This window comes from Nocardia vaccinii NBRC 15922 (assembly GCF_001613305.1).
In the GTDB taxonomy this organism is placed as follows: Bacteria; Actinomycetota; Actinomycetes; order Mycobacteriales; family Mycobacteriaceae; genus Nocardia; species Nocardia vaccinii.
The window spans coordinates 148,449-166,902 of sequence record NZ_BDCC01000019.1 but is presented as its reverse complement, the minus strand read 5'-3'; the positions used below and the strand labels follow the sequence as shown (position 1 = coordinate 166,902).

General features: G+C 67.2%; 21 protein-coding genes. 6 read left to right on the top strand and 15 right to left on the bottom strand.

What is annotated here, in order from left to right; translation table 11 throughout:
• The first annotated feature begins 290 nt into the window (after positions 1–290).
• Positions 291–752 (top strand): PPOX class F420-dependent oxidoreductase, encoded by a 462-nt coding sequence (locus NV1_RS14730; RefSeq protein ID WP_067891064.1) that lies wholly within the window; start codon positions 291–293, stop codon positions 750–752.
• A 70-nt stretch (positions 753–822) separates the two neighbouring features.
• Here the strand turns inward: NV1_RS14730 and NV1_RS43480 are convergent, their stop codons facing one another.
• Positions 823–987, bottom strand: a complete 165-nt coding sequence (locus tag NV1_RS43480; protein ID WP_157116911.1) for a hypothetical protein — start codon at positions 985–987, stop codon at positions 823–825.
• Positions 988–1,132: 145 nt separating this feature from the next.
• Positions 1,133–2,854: a cutinase family protein gene (locus NV1_RS14725; protein WP_067891061.1), complete on the bottom strand. Its 1,722-nt coding sequence runs from the start codon at positions 2,852–2,854 to the stop codon at positions 1,133–1,135.
• Positions 2,855–3,130: 276 nt separating this feature from the next.
• Here NV1_RS14725 and NV1_RS14720 point away from each other — a divergent pair, with 276 nt between their 5' ends.
• Complete coding sequence (locus tag NV1_RS14720; RefSeq protein ID WP_067891059.1) at positions 3,131–3,376, top strand: hypothetical protein; 246 nt, start codon at positions 3,131–3,133, stop codon at positions 3,374–3,376.
• A 19-nt stretch (positions 3,377–3,395) separates the two neighbouring features.
• Here the strand turns inward: NV1_RS14720 and dnaG are convergent, their stop codons facing one another.
• Positions 3,396–5,324 (bottom strand): DNA primase, encoded by a 1,929-nt coding sequence (gene dnaG / locus NV1_RS14715; protein ID WP_067891056.1) that lies wholly within the window; start codon positions 5,322–5,324, stop codon positions 3,396–3,398.
• Between the two features lie 69 nt (positions 5,325–5,393).
• Between dnaG and NV1_RS14710 the strand changes: the two genes are divergently transcribed.
• Together NV1_RS14710 and NV1_RS14705 are read left to right on the top strand one after the other, a co-directional pair.
• Entirely contained in the window at positions 5,394–5,636 is a 243-nt protein-coding gene (locus NV1_RS14710) for a ribbon-helix-helix protein, CopG family (RefSeq protein WP_067891053.1), read from the top strand.
• Positions 5,633–6,067, top strand: a complete 435-nt coding sequence (locus NV1_RS14705) for a type II toxin-antitoxin system VapC family toxin (protein WP_067891050.1) — start codon at positions 5,633–5,635, stop codon at positions 6,065–6,067. The genes NV1_RS14710 and NV1_RS14705 overlap by 4 nt, the downstream gene beginning before the upstream one ends.
• 445 nt (positions 6,068–6,512) lie before the next feature.
• Here the strand turns inward: NV1_RS14705 and NV1_RS14700 are convergent, their stop codons facing one another.
• The 10 genes from NV1_RS14700 to NV1_RS14655 form a co-directional block, all read right to left on the bottom strand.
• Positions 6,513–7,802: a deoxyguanosinetriphosphate triphosphohydrolase gene (locus NV1_RS14700; RefSeq protein ID WP_067891047.1), complete on the bottom strand. Its 1,290-nt coding sequence runs from the start codon at positions 7,800–7,802 to the stop codon at positions 6,513–6,515.
• Positions 7,803–7,818: 16 nt separating this feature from the next.
• Complete coding sequence (locus NV1_RS14695; RefSeq protein ID WP_067891044.1) at positions 7,819–8,514, bottom strand: YdcF family protein; 696 nt, start codon at positions 8,512–8,514, stop codon at positions 7,819–7,821.
• 46 nt (positions 8,515–8,560) lie between these two features.
• The gene (locus tag NV1_RS14690) at positions 8,561–9,235 is read right to left on the bottom strand and encodes an MBL fold metallo-hydrolase (protein ID WP_067891042.1); all 675 of its coding nucleotides are present in this window, start codon (positions 9,233–9,235) and stop codon (positions 8,561–8,563) included.
• Between the two features lie 49 nt (positions 9,236–9,284).
• Complete coding sequence (locus tag NV1_RS14685; protein WP_067891039.1) at positions 9,285–9,698, bottom strand: VOC family protein; 414 nt, start codon at positions 9,696–9,698, stop codon at positions 9,285–9,287.
• Positions 9,699–9,740: 42 nt separating this feature from the next.
• On the bottom strand, positions 9,741–10,355 hold the full coding sequence (locus NV1_RS14680; protein WP_245713723.1) for a response regulator transcription factor: 615 nt from the start codon (positions 10,353–10,355) through the stop codon (positions 9,741–9,743).
• Positions 10,343–11,602: a sensor histidine kinase gene (locus tag NV1_RS14675; protein WP_084525420.1), complete on the bottom strand. Its 1,260-nt coding sequence runs from the start codon at positions 11,600–11,602 to the stop codon at positions 10,343–10,345. The genes NV1_RS14680 and NV1_RS14675 overlap by 13 nt, the downstream gene beginning before the upstream one ends.
• Before the next feature lie 192 nt (positions 11,603–11,794).
• On the bottom strand, positions 11,795–12,583 hold the full coding sequence (locus tag NV1_RS14670; RefSeq protein WP_067891033.1) for an ABC transporter permease: 789 nt from the start codon (positions 12,581–12,583) through the stop codon (positions 11,795–11,797).
• A gap of 1 nt (position 12,584) precedes the next feature.
• The gene (locus NV1_RS14665) at positions 12,585–13,520 is read right to left on the bottom strand and encodes an ABC transporter ATP-binding protein (RefSeq protein ID WP_067891030.1); all 936 of its coding nucleotides are present in this window, start codon (positions 13,518–13,520) and stop codon (positions 12,585–12,587) included.
• Positions 13,521–13,638: 118 nt separating this feature from the next.
• The gene (locus NV1_RS14660) at positions 13,639–14,559 is read right to left on the bottom strand and encodes an NADP-dependent oxidoreductase (protein WP_067891027.1); all 921 of its coding nucleotides are present in this window, start codon (positions 14,557–14,559) and stop codon (positions 13,639–13,641) included.
• Between the two features lie 94 nt (positions 14,560–14,653).
• Positions 14,654–16,045, bottom strand: a complete 1,392-nt coding sequence (locus NV1_RS14655; RefSeq protein WP_067891024.1) for a glycine--tRNA ligase — start codon at positions 16,043–16,045, stop codon at positions 14,654–14,656.
• A 359-nt stretch (positions 16,046–16,404) separates the two neighbouring features.
• Here NV1_RS14655 and NV1_RS14650 point away from each other — a divergent pair, with 359 nt between their 5' ends.
• Positions 16,405–16,755, top strand: coding sequence for an ArsR/SmtB family transcription factor (locus NV1_RS14650; RefSeq protein WP_067891923.1), 351 nt, complete (start codon positions 16,405–16,407; stop codon positions 16,753–16,755).
• A gap of 3 nt (positions 16,756–16,758) precedes the next feature.
• A complete protein-coding gene (locus tag NV1_RS14645) occupies positions 16,759–17,184 on the top strand; it encodes a Fur family transcriptional regulator (protein WP_067891022.1) in 426 nt (141 codons plus the stop codon).
• 37 nt (positions 17,185–17,221) lie between these two features.
• Here the strand turns inward: NV1_RS14645 and NV1_RS14640 are convergent, their stop codons facing one another.
• Together NV1_RS14640 and NV1_RS14635 are read right to left on the bottom strand one after the other, a co-directional pair.
• Positions 17,222–17,629: a hypothetical protein gene (locus NV1_RS14640; protein WP_067891019.1), complete on the bottom strand. Its 408-nt coding sequence runs from the start codon at positions 17,627–17,629 to the stop codon at positions 17,222–17,224.
• 14 nt (positions 17,630–17,643) lie between these two features.
• Positions 17,644–18,447, bottom strand: a complete 804-nt coding sequence (locus tag NV1_RS14635; RefSeq protein WP_067891016.1) for an isoprenyl transferase — start codon at positions 18,445–18,447, stop codon at positions 17,644–17,646.
• Positions 18,448–18,454: the final 7 nt, after the last annotated feature.

The following is an 18,454-nucleotide window of genomic DNA, read 5'->3' as shown; positions in this document are numbered from 1 at the left end:
TGAGTCGCGAAAGTTGGTTCATACCGACACCGAAAAGGTCGGGCGGATGAAACGACGGCCGTTCAGAGCGGCAAAACAGCTATGTTACGGCTAAAGACTCTCTGAGAATTACCGCCGGAAAAGCCCGAATGAAACCATTCAGCTCTGACTCTCACAGTGACGTCGAGAGTCGGGCCGCAAACCCGCCGCAGCGGTCCTCGGTAGGCCGTGGAACCCCGCCCGCACCCAACGCCGGTTCCGCCGCCGGGGCATGATGAAGGTTCCGATTCGAACCATCGAGGAGTCCGCGTATGCCCCGTATCGCGACCGCCGACCGTGTCGAGCTGACCACGCTGCTGGAGTTCCTGCGGCCCCGGCACCGTGGCGTACTGATCACTTCCCGCGCCGACGGGAGTCCGCAGATGTCACCGGTGACCTGCGGCGTCGATTCCGAGGGACGCATCGTGGTCTCGACCTATCCGGCTCGCGCCAAAGCCGTCAACGCACGACGGAACCCGCGAGTCTCGATCTGCGTACTGTCCGACGAGTGGAACGACGCGTACGTCCAGGTCGACGGGCGCGCCGAGGTACTGGACATGCCGGAGGCGCTGGACGGCCTGGTCGATTATTTCCGCTGCATCTCCGGCGAACATCCCGACTGGGACGAGTATCGCGCGGCGATGGCCCGGCAGAACAAATCCCTGATCCGCATCCACATCGAACGCTGGGGCCCCGTCGCCACCGGCGGATTCCCCCCGCCCGAGGACTCCTGACCCGTCGGACCGGGCCGTCGACGCGATGCTCGGTGATCGGCGCGCTCAGCGAGGTGCCGCCTCGGTAGGACTACCGGACGAGGTCCTCGAAGAGGATCTCGCCGACGACCACATCTTCCAGGTGCACTGATTTGTCGCGATGCATCCGGTGCCGGCGGTACTCACGGGCATGTGCGCCCAGCCGGAATTCCGGGACCTCGGCGACCCCGAACTTCGCATCGAGTACGACGACCAACTACAGCGGAATTCCGGCGTGGGCGTACTGCGGCAGCGAATCCACCGATTGGATCCTCATGCCATGAGAGTGCCGAGTTCGGGCGCATACTGCGGATGGTGACCGTCGCACGCGAAAGCCGTTCGGGATGTGGCTCGCGGGGCGATCAGTGTGCGCCTGCTGTCGCCGGTTCCTTCGGTGGAGTTGTCGGGGCAGCGGTGGTAGTCCGCTCCGGTGTGGTTGTCGCGCTGGATGTTTCGGCAGATGACGCGGCGGTCGGTGCCGGAGTTCGCGGAGTGCGGGCGACTTCGGCTGCCTTGGGCTCGGTGGTCGCCGGGGCCGGGGAGACGGTCGTGGTGGTTCGAGTGGGGGTCGTGGTGGTAGCGGGCGCGACTGTCGTCGCAGGGGCGGCGGAGGTGGTCGTGGGGCTGGTTGTCGTCGTGGGGATTGCCGTGGTGGTCGAGGCGGCCCGGGTTTCGGCGGCGGCCTTGTAGGCGGCGGCGACGTCGGTCGAGTCGGGCTTGGAGGTGGTGTCGATCTGCTTGCCCGCCTGGGCCTGCTGGGCCAGGTGGGTGAGCCAGGCGGCGGCGTATTCGGCGGAGGTCAGCGGCTTTCCGTCGGCGGTGCTCGAATCGCGCCAGTAGTCGAAGTGGTGGCCGGTGCCGTTCGGGCCGAGGGTGAGCTGGTACGGATCGCTCAGGATCACCGGAATCGTATTCTGATTGGTCACGATCAGACCGACGACCTCGTTGAACACCTTCTGCGGCAAATAGGCCAGCGGCGCCAGCTCATCGGTCGAGATCGATTGCGCCGGAGCCGGATCCGCCTGTTGCTGACCCGGCTTGTACCCCGGCTCGGACACCTTCAACAGCACCTGGAGCAGAGTTTCCTCGCCGGCCATCCAATTCGGCTGGGACCGGATGTATTCGAAGGCGTTGTAACCGATCCGGGCCAGCACGGTCGCGACGTCCTGTCCGGTCGCGGGAGTGAGCCCGTCGGCCTGCAACTTGTCCACGTTCAGTTGCCGTCCGACGTTGGCGGCCAGCTGCAGCAGCGAGATGTTCTGCGGCGCCGCGCAGGTCAGATCGCCCTCCGAACAGAACGAGGCGACCTTGCCGTCCAGCGAACCGAAATCACCGCTGTTGTCCGGCAACGCGCCCTGCCCGGAGATCGGCGTCGTGCCGTTCTGATATTTCTGGTCGAAGCCGTCGGGGTTGCTGTAGGGATTCTGCGCACCCGGGAACGGACCGTCACCCGCGGACCGGCCCGAATCGGCGAGGATGACCACACCGGTCACGCTGGCGGGATCGACGATGGCGTAGGAGCCGTCCTTCGCGGGCTCCTGATGCCCCACCTGCATGGCCACCCGGCGCACCACGTCCGCACCCTCGCTGTAGCCGACGATCGCGAATTTCGTTGCCGGACAAGCCTGTTTGATCTGCTCCATCACCTGCTCGGTATTCGCCACGCCCGCGTTCACGGCATCCTCGTAGCTGTTCATGTTCGCCGGATAGGAGATGTAGACCGCGGCATACGAGCCCGGATCGACCTTGCCGTTCGGCGCGTTGACCACGGGATCGACCCACTGGCTGTGATAGTCGTCGGACAGCGCGGCGGGCAACTCCTTGCCATCGGCTCCGACCAGCAGTTTCGTCGTGGCCGCCGACGGACTGTCGTTACGCCCGGCGACCGAGATGGTGACCATGTCGTGGCAGTCGGTGACCGACGCGATCAACCGTGGCGTGGCCGTGCGCGGCCCCGCGTCCGGCAGTACCGCGACGGCGACGGCGACCGCTGTGCCCAATATCGCGGGCGCGGCGACGGCCGCCGTAATGCGATGGCGCACAACGAATGTACGTTTGCGCGCCCAGAATTCACGAGATGACATGCCCGATCCCCATTCCGAAGTGACGAGTGGAGGAACAGGCCTCCCCGAGGACCATGTGCCATACGGAACGTCGTCACGGAAGCCGCGGGCGTTACGAGAACTGGACGATCGACCGGAAACCGGATGCCGGCGGGATGCCCGATTCCTGTCGTACCCCCGTGGCAGGGTGTGCCCCAGAACGCACACCCCCGACCGACCGGTGCCGGATCGACAGCCGAACCGGATGTCGGGCAGGATGTACGGCGCGGGACAGGTAACTGGAGGGAGCGAGGGCACATGCTGCGGTTGATCATCGGTATTGCGGCCGGATACGTACTCGGCGCGAAGGCCGGGCGGGTCCGCTACGAGCAGATCAGCAAGACCACACGCGCCATCACCGAGAGCCCGGTCACCCGCAAGCTCGTCCTGGTCGGCCGCCAGAAACTGTCCGACAAGCTCAGCACGCAGCCCAAGCTCGAGCCGATGGAACCGATCGACGAGCGCACCACCGTCCTGGTGCCGCACGATCAGTTGCGCGGCTGAGAGATACCTCTCAACGGATTCAGGTGGCGGCGAAGTCGCCCGAATTCCCCATCGCCTGCGCCTGCAGGCTTCTGCGGTATTGCTCGAGCGCGACCAGATCGCCGAACAGAGCCATGTACGCCTCGGACTGCTCGGTCGAGGAGATGCGCTGCAGTTTCGACTTCAGCTCCGCGACCTGACGGCCGACCCACGCCTCCTGGGTGCGCGCGAGCACGCCGGTGATGAAACGCTGGACGTCATCGATCGATTTGATCGGCAACGGCAGCGCGGCCAGTTCGGAAACCAGCGCCCGCAGCGTGAGATCGTCGGTGTGGTCGGCGACCCGGGCCACCCATTCGGCGCCGCCGAGGCCGGCCGAGGTTCCGCCGGCCTCGGTGATCGCCGAGCGCACGGCGACATACGCCGGATGTGTGAACGCCTCCGGCTCGATCGCGTCGAATGCCGGCCCGGCCAGCGCCGGATACTGCAGTGCCGCGGCCAGCGCCTGACGCTGCGGCAGCAGCGTGGGATCGTTCGGATTCAGCGGAGCCGCGGGACGTTCGGCCGCGGGCTGAGCCGGACCTTCCCCGCCGGACCGGCGCGCGGTGGCCGGTGAGCCGTTGCCCTGGGTGCGGTTCCGGCGCGCCTCGTCGCCGACCCGGCGCACCACCATCTGGATGTCGTCCCAGCCGATCCAGCCCGCCAGGCGCGTCGCATAGGCCTTGCGGGAGGCGTTGTCGGTGATCTGCGCGACCACGGGCACCGTGCGCCGCAACGCCTCGACCTGCCCCTGCGCGGAGTCCAGATCGTATTGCGCGAGATAGCCCTTCACGATGAACTCGAACAGCGGGATCCGGCGTGCGACAAGATCTTTCAACGCCGCATCGCCCGAACGCTGACGCAACTCGCACGGGTCCTGGCCGTCGGGCGCGATGGCGATATAGGTCTGCATGGCGATCTTCTGATCGCCCGCGAACGCCTTCTGCGCCGCCGCTAGACCGGCCTCGTCACCGTCGAAGGTGTAGATGAACTCACCGCTCATCCAGGTGTCGTCCATCAGCAGACGGCGCAGCAGCGACAGATGTTCACTGCCGAAAGCCGTACCGCAGGACGCCACAGCCGTTTTCACCCCGGCCATATGCATCGCCATCACATCGGTGTAGCCCTCGACGACCACCACCTGACGCCCCTTGGCGATCTCCCGCTTGGCGTGGTCGAGACCGAACAGCACCTGAGACTTCTTGTACAGCAACGTTTCCGAGGTGTTGATGTACTTGGCGGTCATCTGGTCGTCGTCGAACAGCCGCCGCGCGCCGAAGCCGATCACCTCGCCGCCGAGATTGCGGATCGGCCACAGCAGCCGCCGGTGGAACCGGTCGATCGGCCCGCGCCGCCCCGGCTTGGACAAGCCCGCGGCCTCGAGCTCCTTGACGTTGAACCCCTTGCGCAGCAGGTGTTTCGTGAGCGTATCCCAGCCGCCGGGCGCATAGCCGCAGCCGAACTGCTGCCAGGCCGCGGCGTCGAACTGCCGATCGGTGAGGTACTTGCGCGCGGTCTCGGCCTCGGGCTCGCGCAACTGCGCGATATAGAACTCGTGCGCGGCGGCATTGGCCGCGACCAGCCGCGACCGGGTGCCGCGATCGCGCTGCACGGAGGTGCCGCCACCCTCGTAGTTGATCTTGTAGCCGATCCGGTCCGCCATCTGCTCGACGGCCTCGACGAATCCGACATGCTCCATCTTCTGCAGGAAGGCGAACACATCACCGCCCTCACCGCACCCGAAGCAATGGAACAGCCCGTGATTGGGGCGCACATGGAACGACGGCGACTTCTCGTCGTGGAACGGGCACAACCCCTTCAGCGAATCGGCCCCCGCCCGCTTGAGCGCGACGTACTCCCCTACGACATCCTCGATCCGCACCCGCTCACGAATCGCCGCGATATCTCGATCAGGAAGTCTACCGGCCACGAGGTCCGAGTCTAGCTCCCCCACCTCCCCGCACAGCATTTCAGACCAACGGGTGGTACCATATGTGGCATGAATAAGACGACCGTATACCTTCCCGATGAGCTGGAGGTCCGGCTCGACGCGGAGGCTGCGGCCACGGGCATCAGCAAAGCGGAACTCATCCGCCGCGGTATCGCGATGTTGCTGGACGCATCCGATCGACCGCGTCACGATGCACCGCTGCCAGTCTTCCGCAGCGGACGCTCGCGCAGTACCGATGAGATGCGTGAGGAAATCTACCGGGAGATCAAGCAGCGGTCGGCCCGTCGATGATCATCGTCGCCGACACCTCCGCACTCTTCGCGGCGTTCGATGCCGACCAAGCCGAACACGAGCAGGCACTGTCGGTCATGGAACACGAGACACTGGTCATATCACCACTGGTACTCACCGAATTGGACCACCTGACTCGCCGCGACCTGGGCTTCGCCGCGGCCATGCGGATCACCGACGCGCTACTGGCCCGAGCGATCGACGGCCGCTACCGCCTCGCCGAACTGAAACATGTCGACCTATCCACAGCACAATCCGTCCGAGCCAAATACGAGGGGCTGCAACTCGACTTGGCCGACGCGGTCGGTGTCGCGCTTGCCGACAAGTACAAGACCGACTGTGTCTTCACGCTCGACCAACGCGATTTCCGCGCCATCGAACCCCTGACAACGGGCTTCGACTCGTTCCGGATTCTGCCCGCCGACAAATAGTGGCTCGGCAACCGCTCCGCATACGACGAAGCCGACCGTCGACGGACACTCGGGCCTGATTGCCTGACGACCGGCTCGGCCGGTACAGCGAATGGATGGGTCAGCGACGCCGGCCCTGGAACCATCCCCGGTTGAAGTTGTTCACGAAAGGGTGGAAGAAGTCGGTGAAGGGCTGCCAGATGCTGTGGAACATGGTGCTCACCTTTCAGTCGGTATCACGAATCACCGTTCGGGGCGATTCATACTGCCGGGATCCAGATTCGGTGGTTCGAATTGGAGGATCATTGGTGTGAACTGTCAGGGGGCTCTCGATTCTGCTCGCGCTCGTGGTGGAGGCCGGATTCCTGATCGCCCCGATGACCGGCCGGTCACGAGCGGTGGGACCGCAGCCCATGCCGTATGCGGCGGATGCGGTTCCGGGACAGAAGAAATTCAGCGCCGGCTTCTATCCGATTGCGGCGGCGACTCGTTCGAGGCGGCTCTCGGTGTAGGAGGCGATCTGGTCGACGATGACGCGGGTACGGGACGCGTCATCGGCGGCCGCATTCCACCAGGGCAGCAGGACCGGGTCCAAAGTGTGCGGCGCGTCGGACAGCAGGTGATCGGCGACCGCGCGGATACGCTCGCGCTGGGCCCCCTGCCGCTTGTTGTGGGCCGGATCGGACATCACATAACGCAGCGCAACCGTTTTGAGCACGGCGACCTCCGCGGCCACAATCGGCGGAACCTCCAGATCCGCGGCGTAGCGGGACAGGCGGCGGCCACCCCACGCCTCCCGAGTCGCCGCCACGGCGGCGGTGGCGAAGCGGCCGACCAGATCACTGGTGAGCCGCTTCAACGCCACCGAGGCGCGCAGAGTGCCGTCGTAGCCGACGGCCTCGGCGATCACCGGCAGTTCGGACAGGCGCTGCGCGGCGGCGACCAGATCATCGATGGACAGGCCCCGGTGCTGGGCGTGACCGAGTTCGGCCAGCGCGATCTGCTCGATCGGATCGGCCAGCGCACGCAGGTCGATACGGCCCGCGATCACCCCGTCCTCGACATCGTGTACCGAATAGGCGACGTCATCGGACCAATCCATCACCTGCGACTCCAGGCACTGCCGCAGCGTCGGCGCGTCGCGGCGGACCCACTCCAGACGGTCCGCATCCGCGGCGTAGACGCCGAACTTGCGGACCGAATCCGTTCTGGCCCAGGGGTATTTGACCGTAGCGTCCAGTGCGGCGCGGGTCAGGTTGAGCCCGAAACTCTCCCCGTCGGTGCCGAACACCTTCGGCTCCAGCCTGGTCAGGATGCGCAGATTCTGCGCATTACCCTCGAAACCGCCGAAGGCCGAGGCGAATTCGTCCAGGGCGCGCTCGCCGTTGTGGCCGTAGGGCGGGTGCCCGATATCGTGCGCCAGCCCGGCCAGATCCACCACGTCCGGATCACAACCGAGCTCCTCGGCGATACTGCGCCCGATCTGCGCGACCTCCAGTGAGTGGGTGAGCCGGGTACGCGGCGTGTCGCCGTCGCGCGGACCCATCACCTGTGTCTTGTCCGCGAGACGACGCAGCGCGGCCGAGTGCAGCACGCGGGCGCGGTCGCGAGCGAAATCGCTGCGCCGCTCGGCGACCGACGACCAACTCAGTCCCGCGCTCTTGGCCGACTCGGTCACCATACGTTCATGATCTTGCGCGGTGTATGCCTGCGCGATGCCGCGCTCGGCCGATCCGCCGGGGAGGCCGCCGGTCATCACATCTCCTCGGAAATCACTGCTCCGCAGTGTATTTGAAGTCTGCGGGGAAGTGCGTCAGCTTGTACCAGAGCAGGGCGACGGTCTCGCGGGCGATGCCGTGGAACTGCGATTCGCGGGTGTAGACCGCAGGGCCGGTGCGGGTGGGCGCGGTCCACGCATCCAGACCCGCGTCGCGCGCCATGGTCCGGGTGCGCATCGAATGCCACGGATCGCTGACCAGCACCACCGACGACAAATCCCGCGACCGCATGGCGCCGGCGACCGCATCGATACTCTCCAGGGTGTCCGAACCGGTCTCCACCGCCAGCACGTGATCCGCCGGCACGCCGTGATCGGTCAGATACATCTTGCCCGCCGCGGCCTCGGTGTATTCGTCCCCCGGACGTTTGCCGCCGACCGTGATCACCAGTGGCGCAATACCTTTCCCGAAAAGCCGGTAGGCCTGGCCCAGCCGTGCCTGGAACACCGAGGACGGCGTCCCATCGTACTGCGCGGCCCCCAGCACGAGGATCGCGTCGGCATGCGAGTAATCGTCGATCCGCGCCACCTGCCACACCCGAACCGCCGTCCCGCCGATCAGCACCAGCGCGGCCAGCACGCTGCCCGCGATCACACGACGCACCCAGCGCCCGGTCGAGGAGGATCGGCGCGGACGAGCAGCCGTCCGGACGGCGGGCGACGGTGCGGGACGAGTCGGGGCCCAGGACATTCCCCGAGTGTGCCAGGGTTCGATCACGCCGAGATTGCGGCGCGAGCTACCAGCCGCGTTCACGCCATTCGCGCAGATGCGGACGCTCCGCACCGAGGGTGGTGTCGTCACCGTGGCCCGGGTAGACGATCGTCTCGTCAGGGAAACGGTCGAACAGCTTGGTGGTGACATCGCGGTAGAGCGAATCGAACTCCTCCGGTGATGTGGTGCGGCCCACACCGCCGGGGAACAGCGCGTCTCCGGTGAACAGGTGAACCTGCCCGGCCCCGTCGGTCAGCACCAGCGCCACCGAACCCGGCGTGTGCCCGCGCAGGTGGATCGCCTCGAGGGTGAGCTCACCGATCCGGACGGTGTCGCCCTCGGCGAGCAACCGGTCGGGCGTGACCGGCAGCGGTTCGGCGTCGAGCCGGTGGGCGGCGGTGGGCACGGCGGTCTCCGCGACCACCTTCTCCAGGCCCCACCAGTGGTCCGGATGCTGATGGGTGGTGATGATCAGCTCGAGCCGCCCGGCGGCCTCCTGGCCGATCAGTTCCAGCAGACGCTCGGGCTCGTTCGCCGCATCGATCAGCAGGCTCGCCCCGGTCGCCGTGTCCTGCACCAGGTAGGCGTTGTTGTCCATCTTGCCCACGGACATCTTGACGATGCGCGCACCGGGTACGGCGCGCTGCTGCGGGTTCGACCCCGGCGAGACATGGCCGGTGTATGCGTCCAGGGTAATCACGGTTAGATCGTAACCACGGGCGCCGACAGCGCGCCCATCCCGCGCCCGATCAGCTCGCGGGCGGAACGGGCGCGCCGGAACGCGTCGTCAGCCACTGCTGGATCTCGACCAGATTGCCTTCCGGATCGCGCAGATACGCGCACCGGATTCGATCTCCGAAAACCACCGGCCCCGCGGCGATCTCGGCTCCCCGGGCGGTGAGCTCACCGAGATATCCGGTCAGATCGTCGACCCGCAGCGACACCATCGCGGTATCGCCGCGGCCCGGCCGGAGCACCTCGCCGAGCATCCCGTCCAGATCTGCCCGCTCGTGCAGGCACAGACTGCTGCCCAGCGCCGGTTCGAAGGCGACATACGGCGGCGCGGGATCGGGCACCAGCGGTTCGAGTCCGACGACGGTGCGATAGAACTCGGCGGTACGCGCGAAATCGTCCACGATCAGCCGGATCTGAGTCAGATGCACGTCACGAACCTACGCCGATCGGTCACACCGCAACCAGGCACCTTACAGCCAGCCCTGGCGATCCGCGGCCCGGATCGCCTCGGCGCGGGTGCGGGTGCCGGTCTTGCCGATGGCCGCGGACAGGTGATTGCGGACCGTCCCCTCGGACAGGTGCAGCCGGGCGGCGATCACCCCCGCGGTGGATCCGTCGGCCGCGGCGGCCAGCACCTCGCGCTCGCGGGCGGTCAGGGGTGAGGTCCCCGCGGTGAGGGTTTCGGTGGCCAGCGCTGGGTCCACCACTCGCAGACCGAGATGGACGCGCCGCACCGCGTCGGCCAATTCCCGTGCGGGCGTGTCCTTCACGACGAATCCGCTCGCCCCCGCATCGATCGCGCGGCGCAGATACCCCGGGCGGCCGAACGTGGTGACCATCAGGATTCGTACCTCCGGACGGCTCGCATGCAGCTGCGCCGCCACCGAAATACCGTCCGCCCCGGGCATTTCCACATCCAGCAGCACCACGTCGGGGGAACTGCGCTCGACCGCTGCGAGCACCTCGTCGCCCCGGCCGACCTCGGCGACCACCTCGAGGTCGGATTCGAGCCCGAGCAGCGCCGCGAGCGCACCGCGCACCAGGGCCTGATCATCGGCCAGCAGCAACCGGATCACCGCGGCCACCTCCGTTCACCGGACATCGGCAGATCTCCTTCCGCCCCATCACCCGCACCGTAATCCGTTCGCACGACGCTCATTCCGGGAAAATCGGCGGTCACCCGCAGTCCGCCGCCCGGTGCGGCGGCCAGGGTGAGCGCGCCGCCCGCCGCGCGCACCCGCTCCCGCAACCCCGCCAGGCCCGAACCGAATTCGGCATCCGGACGCAGTCCGGTGCCGTCGTCGATCACCTCGATGCGCGACGGGCCGACCCGCACCGTGCAATGCGAGGCGGCGCTGTGCCGCACCACATTGGTCACCGCCTCACGCAGCACCCAGCCGAATATCGCGTGGTAGTCGCCGAAGTCCCCGTCGGGCAGTTCCGCCTCGATTCCGGCCGCCCCCAGCGCCGTTCGCACATTGGCCAGCTCACCGGCCAGTGAGACCTCCCGCAGTCCGCCGACCGTATCGCGCACGCCGGCCAACGCCTCGCGGGCGAGCCGTTCCACATCGGACATCTCGGCCCGCGCGCGTTCGGGATCGAGATCGATCAGGCGAAGCGCCAGTTCGGTTTTCACCGTGATCACCGTCAGCGAGTGGCCGAGGATGTCGTGCACGTCGCGGGCCACCCGATTGCGGTCCTCGATGATGGCCATCTCGGCGCGCTGCCGCCGTTCCAGTTCGGCCGTGCGCCGCCTGCGAATTCCGATCTCTCGCCCGCCCCAGATCAGGATCGGGATCGCGGCGAGATAGAACGGGACTCCGCCCAAGCGCCAGTCGGGCACCAGCATCGGTACGACCAGCATGAGAATCGCGTACGAGAAGGCGAATCGGGCGGATTCACGCGACGGCAGCAGAAAGATGGACATCGTCGCCAGGTAGGTCAGGGTGGCGAGGCCGGGGCCGCCCAGCAGGATCAGCGTCACGGCGCTCAACACACCCAGCACGCCCAGCACCGGCCAGGCCCGCCGATCGACGGTACGGCTGGGCAGGCCACCGTCCCACCCCGGCTGCGGAAACAGCGTGAACGACAGCGCGACAATCGCACCGAACACGATCACGCAGGCCCCCGCGGCACCGGCCAGCAAGTACTGTCCCTCGTTCCAGCGCTGAGTGATCGGCGCGAACAGGCCGAACAGCCACACCGTGGCCATCACCGCGCCGAACCAGCCGCGCCGTACCGAGGTGGTATCGGACGCGCCGAGACCCGCCAGACGATCCAGCAGGCCGGATACCAGCCGCACCGCCGCCACTGACCAGGTCCTCACCGGCATCGGCAGCCTCCGCCGACTCCCGCGCACCTGATCATGCATCGAAGGTAGCCCATCGCCGGGGCCGGTGATCGCCATCCACACGAAAGCCCCACCGGCAGTCGGCATTTCCGACATCGCGAAACCCGCACCGATCGGCGGGCGGGCTGCCACGGCGATCGGTGCGGGTTCCGGCAATGGTGCGCGCGGGCATGCTCACCGGGCGGTGTCGCGGCGGAACAGGATCGTCGAGCCGACGGTGAACGCCACCGCCCAGAAGACGACGTTCAGCACGGCCAGCGCGATGTCCGGCCCGCTCGAACCGCCGAACGGGATGCGGGCGAGGGTGGCCACGCCGTTGGTGGGGAACACTCGCGAGACGTCGCCGGTCCAGCCGTGCAACGGAAAGAACAATCCGCCGGCGAAGCCCAGGATGGCCAGCAGCAGACCCAGGATCTGCATGATGCTGCTCGCGGGCAGCAGGTAGCCCAGGAACAGTCCGAGGGCGGCGAAGATGAGCGATCCGGCCCAGACGATGAGGAAGCAGCTCACCCAGGCCACCGCCGGCAGATACGCGCCGAGCACCGCGCCGAGGATGAACACCACTGCGGCGGAACAGAATCCGAGCAGCATGGCGAGCATGATCTTGGTCGCGATGTAATGGACCGGACGCAGCGGGGTCAGGCGCAACTGCCGGCTCCAGCCCGACGCGCGTTCCACCGCGACCGTCGCACCGCCGCTGGTGGTGCACAACATCGCGCCGTAGAGCGCCATCGACACCATCGCGTAGGCGGTCATATTCCCGGAACCGTATGCCGCGGTGCGGAATCCGGATTGGGTGCCGTAGGACAGGAAGACCAGCGGCGGCACGATCAGAGAGACGATCATGGTGCGACGGTTGCGCAGCATGCGGCGCAATTCCAGCGCGGCGAATTCCCAGCCGAATCCACCGGCGCGGCGAATTCGGTCGGCGGGCAACGTATTTCCGAGGGCGAGGCTGCGCATATCAACGGTCTCCGGTGAGGGCGAGGAAGGCATCTTCGAGGTTGTGGCCGGTGATCTCCAGATCGACGGCCGCGGTGGCGGTGATCAGATATCGTGCGACGGCATCGGAATCCTTGGCGTGCACCAGAATTCGATCCCCCCGTTGTTCCACCTGTTCGACGCCGGGAATGGCCAGCAGCCGAGCCTGATCGGCATCGGGCAGGGTGGCGGACACGACGCGCCCGGCGGCGAGGTTCTTGATCGCCGATGCGCTGCCGTCGGCGACCACGGTTCCGTTGCGCACCAACACGATCCGGTCGGCGTAGGCGTCGGCCTCGTCGAGGTAATGGGTGGCGAACACCACCGTGCGGCCGTCGCGGGCGTCCGCGCGAATGGCGTTCCAGAACTGGCGGCGCCCCTCCACATCCATGCCCGCGGTCGGCTCGTCGAGGATGAGCAGATCGGGGTCCGGCAGCAGCGCCAGCGCGAATCGCAATCGCTGCTGCTGGCCGCCCGAACACTTACCCACCAACCGCCCGGCGATACCGTCGATGCCCGCGCGCGCGAGGACCTCGGTGACCGGACGCGGATGACTGTGCAGGCTCGCGACCAGTCGCACGGTCTCCGCGACGGTCAGTTCCGGCAGCAGACCGCCGGTCTGTAGCACCGCGGAGATCCGGCCCGCCGCGATGGCCTGATCGGGTGTGCCACCGAAGACGCCGATCCGGCCCTCGTCGGGACGCAGCAGGCCCAGCAGCATATCGATGGTGGTGGACTTGCCCGCACCGTTCGGCCCGAGAAAGGCGACCACCTCACCCGGCGCGACGACCAGGTCGAGCCCGTCGACCGCGTGGACAGGCCCGGCGGAGGTGCGGAAGGTCTTGCGCAGAGCGCGAATCTCGATCGCCGGTGCGGCGCCGGTCCGGTGCGCCGAGCCGGACGTGAGTGCAGATGTCATGAGTCGAGTCTCCGGCGTGCGAGGCCGGCGCACCTGCGCCGTCCGTCACGACTCCGCCATGACATCTGTCATGCCCCACCCGCTCATCGCATCCGAATCACCTGTGACTCAGCGGCTTTCACGGATGAAGGACGATCTTCCCGTGGGTGTGCCCGCGCTCGAGTTCGGTATAGGCGGCACGCACCTCGGCCAGCGGATAGACCGCGGCGACCGGCACGTCGAGAGTTCCCGCGACGACCAGCTCGGCCAGCTCGGCCAGCACGTCGATGGTGTCGGCCGCACTGTTGCCCTCGGCCTTGACCCCGTACTTCGACACGGCGGCGAAATCGGCGATCGTATCGATGCGATCCGGCCGCACGCCCAGCTCGATCGCCAATTCGACGTAATCCGGTCCGTACAGGTCGATGAACGCGTCCACACCGTCGGGCGCGATGGCCCGGATCCGATCCGCGAGACCGTCTCCGTAGGCGACCGGGGTGACGCCCAGCGACCGCAACCACTCGTGGTTCGCGGCCCCGGCGATCCCGATCACCGTGACGCCCCGAGCCCGAAGCAGTTGCACCACAAGCGAACCCACGCCACCGGCCGCGCCGGACACCACGATCGTGTCACCGTCCTCCGGGCTCACCGAACGGACCGCCGCGAAGGCGGTCGTCCCGGCCACGAACAGCGATCCGGCCACGTCCCAGGACAATCCGGCGGGCTTGGGCGCGATCTGCTCCACCGGAACGACCGCGTGCGTCGCATGGCTCGCACGCTCGTTGGTGAAGCCGAGCACCTCGTCGCCGGCCGCGACCCCGCTCACGCCCTCGCCGATCGAGACCACCCGCCCGGCCAGGTCGCTCCCCTGCCCGGACGGGAACTTCGCGGGGTAGATTTCGTGCAGGGAGCCACTGCGAATCTTGGCCTCGCCCGGGTTGATTCCCGCCGCGACCACCCGAACGACGACCTCGCCCGGCCCCGCCACCGGGTCCGGCACCTCGACCACGTTCAGTACGTCGACATCCCCGTACCGATCGAACCTGACTGCTTGCGCCATGGTGCAACTCCTGTCTGCGACGTCTACGACGTAACCGAACAGCACCTCCCGGCCCGATATTTCCGGGCCCCGACCCAGACACTCGATCGCGGGCTCAGGCCCCGATCAGTCGCTGCGCCAGATAACCCTCGACCTGGTCCAGGGCGATGCGCTCCTGGGCCATCGAATCACGCTCGCGCACCGTCACCGCCTGATCCTCGAGCGTGTCGAAGTCGACGGTGATGCAGAACGGCGTGCCGATCTCGTCCTGGCGACGGTAGCGGCGGCCGATCGCGCCGGCGTCGTCGAAATCGATGTTCCAGTTCTTACGCAGTTGCGCGGCAAGGTCTTTCGCCTTCGGCGACAGATCCGCGTTGCGCGAGAGCGGCAACACCGCTGCCTTCACCGGGGCCAGACGGCGGTCCAGGCGCAGCACGGTGCGCTTCTCCATGACGCCCTTGGCATTGGGCGCCTCGTCCTCGCTGTAGGCATCGATGAGGAAGGCCATCAGCGAGCGGGTCAGACCGGCCGCGGGCTCGATCACGTACGGGATGTACCGCTCGCCCGAATTCTGGTCGTAGAAGCTCAGATCCACGCCCGAATGTTCCGAATGCGTCTTCAGGTCGAAGTCGGTGCGGTTGGCCAGGCCCTCGAGCTCACCCCACTCGCTGCCCTGGAAGTGGAAGCGGTACTCGATGTCGACCGTGCGGGTCGAGTAGTGCGAGAGCTTCTCCTTCGGGTGCTCGTACAGCCGCAGATTCTGCGGATCGATGCCCAGGTCGGTGTACCAGGCCAAACGCGTATCGATCCAGTACTGGTGCCACTTCTCGTCCTCGCCGGGCTTGACGAAGAACTCCATCTCCATCTGCTCGAACTCGCGAGTGCGGAAGATGAAGTTGCCCGGGGTGATCTCGTTGCGGAAGCTCTTGCCGATCTGCGCGATACCGAACGGCGGCTTCTTGCGCGCGGTGGTCTCGATGTTCTTGTAGTTGACGAAGATGCCCTGCGCGGTCTCGGGCCGCAGGTAGTGCAGGCCCTCCTCGGATTCGATCGGGCCGAGGTAGGTCTTGAGCATCATGTTGAAATCACGCGGCTCGGTCCACTTGCCGACGGTGCCGCAGTCGGGGCACGAGATCAGTTCCATGGACACGCTGTCCGGATCGTCGATCTTGTGCTTCTCGGCGTACGCCTCCTGCAGATGGTCCTGCCGGTGCCGCTTGTGGCAGTTCAGGCATTCCACCAGCGGATCGTTGAACACGGTGACGTGACCCGAGGCGACCCACACCTGACGCGGCAGGATGATCGAGGAATCCAGGCCGACCACGTCGTCGCGGCCGGTGACCATGGCCCGCCACCACTGCCGCTTGATGTTCTCCTTGAGCTCCACGCCCAGCGGCCCGTAGTCCCACGCCGACCGGGTGCCTCCGTAGATCTCACCGCTCGGGTAGACCAGGCCCCGGCGCTTGGCGAGATTGGCGACGGTGTCGACCTTCGACTTGGGTGCCACGACTGGAGCTCTCCCTCTGCAATGGTGATCGGTCTGATTCGCCCCAGAGTATCGGGAGCATTGGACAAAGTTCCAAGCAGTATCGGTGTGCCAACGCAACGACTGATTTCATTCGCACATGGGTAACTCCCCGGGCACGCCCGAAAGGCACCGACACACACCACCGCCGGCCCGACGCGCAAGTCCCGCGACACCAAACGACACGCTGAAATCTCGGGGAGGCGGGGGCGCATTGACATGCGCACGTGTGCATACTAATAATGGCATCGGTTTCCGATAAGGAGTTGGATGCGATGACCGCCGACAGTGGTGCCACAGCGCGCGAGGGCGGCGCTCCCGCACGTCGCAGCCGCGTCGCGATGGAAGCGCCCACCGCGATCCCGCACGACCCGTTTCCGTATCGCGCGCCGCTGGCGCCCGCCGTGCCCACACGGCCGGTGCTGGACAGCGCGGGTGAGCTGCTGCGCGCACTGGCCGCGCCGGTGCGGATCGCCATCGTGCTGCAGCTGCGCGAGTCGCCGCGGTGCGTGCACGAGCTGGTCGATACCCTGGGCGTGACCCAGCCGCTGGTGAGCCAGCACCTGCGCATTCTCAAGTCGGCGGGGGTGGTGCGCGGCGAGCGCACCGGCCGCGAAGTGATCTACGAGCTGGTGGACGACCATCTCGCCCGCATCGTCGTGGATGCGGTCGCACATGCCGAGGAAGGGTGACAAGTGCCGGACAAGACGGGCACGGAAGACAAGATCGTCGGAGTTCGCAGTACCCGCCAGCGCAGCGCCATCGCGGCCCTGCTGAGTGATACCGAAGAGTTCCGGTCCGCACAGGACCTGCACGACGAGTTGCGCCGCCGCGGCGAGGGCATCGGCCTGACCACGGTCTACCGCACGCTGCAATCCCTGGCCGATGCGGGCGTGGTCGACGTATTGCGTACGGACACCGGCGAATCGGTATACCGGCAGTGTTCCCAGGGCCACCACCACCACCTGGTGTGCCGGCACTGCGGACGCACCGTGGAGGTCGAGGGCCCGACCGTGGAGGCATGGGCGCAGACCGTCGCGCGCCAGCACGGTTTCACCGATATCAGCCACACCATGGAGGTCTTCGGGAGCTGTTGCGAATGCGCGGCGGCCGGGCGGTGACTCCCGCCCGCACCGGAGACGACGCGGTACCGCAGATCTAGGGCACCAGCCCCTGCCTTGCGCGGCTCGCACCGGACAGGACCAGCAGCAACATCGTAGCGAGAGCCTCGTCGCCGAGGCCCGCGGCCGGGAATGTGTACCGCAGGATGACATCGGCCAGCTTCTCGTGGCCGATCACCGTCAGCGACCCGAACTGCAGGGCGTTGTTGCGTTCGGCGACACGCTTGTGCAGCTGAGCCTTGAGCGGCCGATCCCAGGCCAGAACCGCGGTGAGGGTGAGTACGTCCAGGCCGGGGGCGAGGTTCACCGCGCGCAGCGAGCACAGCGCGCCCTCGTATTCGAAACCCAGCGCCTTCTCCTCGACGCGGACGTCGACGCTGCCGTAGTGCGCCAGGCAGGCCCCGGCCCGCGCCTCCAGGTCCGCGGTGACGGTGTTCTCACTCATTTGGACGTCCTCGCTCATTTGACGCCGCCGAACCGACGGTCGCGCTTGGCGTACTCCAGGCAGGCGGCCCACAGATCGCGGCGGTCGAAATCCGGGAAAAGCGTGTTCTGATAGACGAATTCGGCGTAGGCCGACTGCCAGATCAGGAAGTTCGAGCTGCGCAACTCACCGGAGGGCCGCAGGAAAAGATCCACGTCCGGCATATCGGGCTCGTCCAGGTACTTGGCGAAACTCGCTTCGCTGATCCGCTCCGGATCCAGTTCACCCGCGGCCGCGCGACGCGCGATTTCCCTTGCCGCGTCCACGATTTCGGCTCGTCCCCCGTAGTTGACGCACATGGTCAGGGTCATCACCGTATTGTCCTCGGTGAGTTTCTCGGCGACCTCGAGTTCCTTGATCACGCTGCGCCACAACCGCGGACGCCGCCCGGCCCAGCGCACCCGCACACCCATCTCGTGCATCTCGTCGCGGCGGCGGCGGATCACGTCGCGGTTGAACCCCATCAGGAAGCGCACCTCCTCGGGGCTGCGCCGCCAGTTCTCGGTCGAGAAGGCGTAGGCCGACAGCCATTTCACGCCGATCTCGATACATCCCTCGACGGTGTCCATCAGCACCGCCTCGCCCCGCTCGTGTCCGGCGGTGCGCGGCAGCCCGCGGTCCTGCGCCCAACGCCCATTGCCGTCCATCACCAGCGCCACGTGGCGGGGCACGAATTCGGCCGGGATCTCCGGCGGCCGCGCCCCCGAGGGATGTGGCGACGGCGGACGAATCGTGCGGGTGGACGGTGCGTCAGCGTTCTGGGTGCGATTACCGATCACGCCCCCA

Bases quoted from the DNA above. Each gene is read 5' to 3' on its own strand.
- NV1_RS14665 (WP_067891030.1), bottom strand. From the start codon at position 13,520: ATGACATCTGCACTCACGTCCGGCTCGGCGCACCGGACCGGCGCCGCA.
- NV1_RS14695 (WP_067891044.1), bottom strand. From the start codon at position 8,514: ATGTCCTGGGCCCCGACTCGTCCCGCACCGTCGCCCGCCGTCCGGACG.
- NV1_RS14670 (WP_067891033.1), bottom strand. From the start codon at position 12,583: ATGCGCAGCCTCGCCCTCGGAAATACGTTGCCCGCCGACCGAATTCGC.
- NV1_RS14700 (WP_067891047.1), bottom strand. From the start codon at position 7,802: ATGACCGGCGGCCTCCCCGGCGGATCGGCCGAGCGCGGCATCGCGCAG.
- NV1_RS14725 (WP_067891061.1), bottom strand. From the start codon at position 2,854: ATGTCATCTCGTGAATTCTGGGCGCGCAAACGTACATTCGTTGTGCGC.
- NV1_RS14710 (WP_067891053.1), top strand. From the start codon at position 5,394: ATGAATAAGACGACCGTATACCTTCCCGATGAGCTGGAGGTCCGGCTC.
- NV1_RS14650 (WP_067891923.1), top strand. From the start codon at position 16,405: ATGGAAGCGCCCACCGCGATCCCGCACGACCCGTTTCCGTATCGCGCG.
- NV1_RS14660 (WP_067891027.1), bottom strand. From the start codon at position 14,559: ATGGCGCAAGCAGTCAGGTTCGATCGGTACGGGGATGTCGACGTACTG.
- NV1_RS14705 (WP_067891050.1), top strand. From the start codon at position 5,633: ATGATCATCGTCGCCGACACCTCCGCACTCTTCGCGGCGTTCGATGCC.
- NV1_RS14640 (WP_067891019.1), bottom strand. From the start codon at position 17,629: ATGAGTGAGAACACCGTCACCGCGGACCTGGAGGCGCGGGCCGGGGCC.
- NV1_RS14675 (WP_084525420.1), bottom strand. From the start codon at position 11,602: ATGCCGGTGAGGACCTGGTCAGTGGCGGCGGTGCGGCTGGTATCCGGC.
- NV1_RS14720 (WP_067891059.1), top strand. From the start codon at position 3,131: ATGCTGCGGTTGATCATCGGTATTGCGGCCGGATACGTACTCGGCGCG.
- NV1_RS14730 (WP_067891064.1), top strand. From the start codon at position 291: ATGCCCCGTATCGCGACCGCCGACCGTGTCGAGCTGACCACGCTGCTG.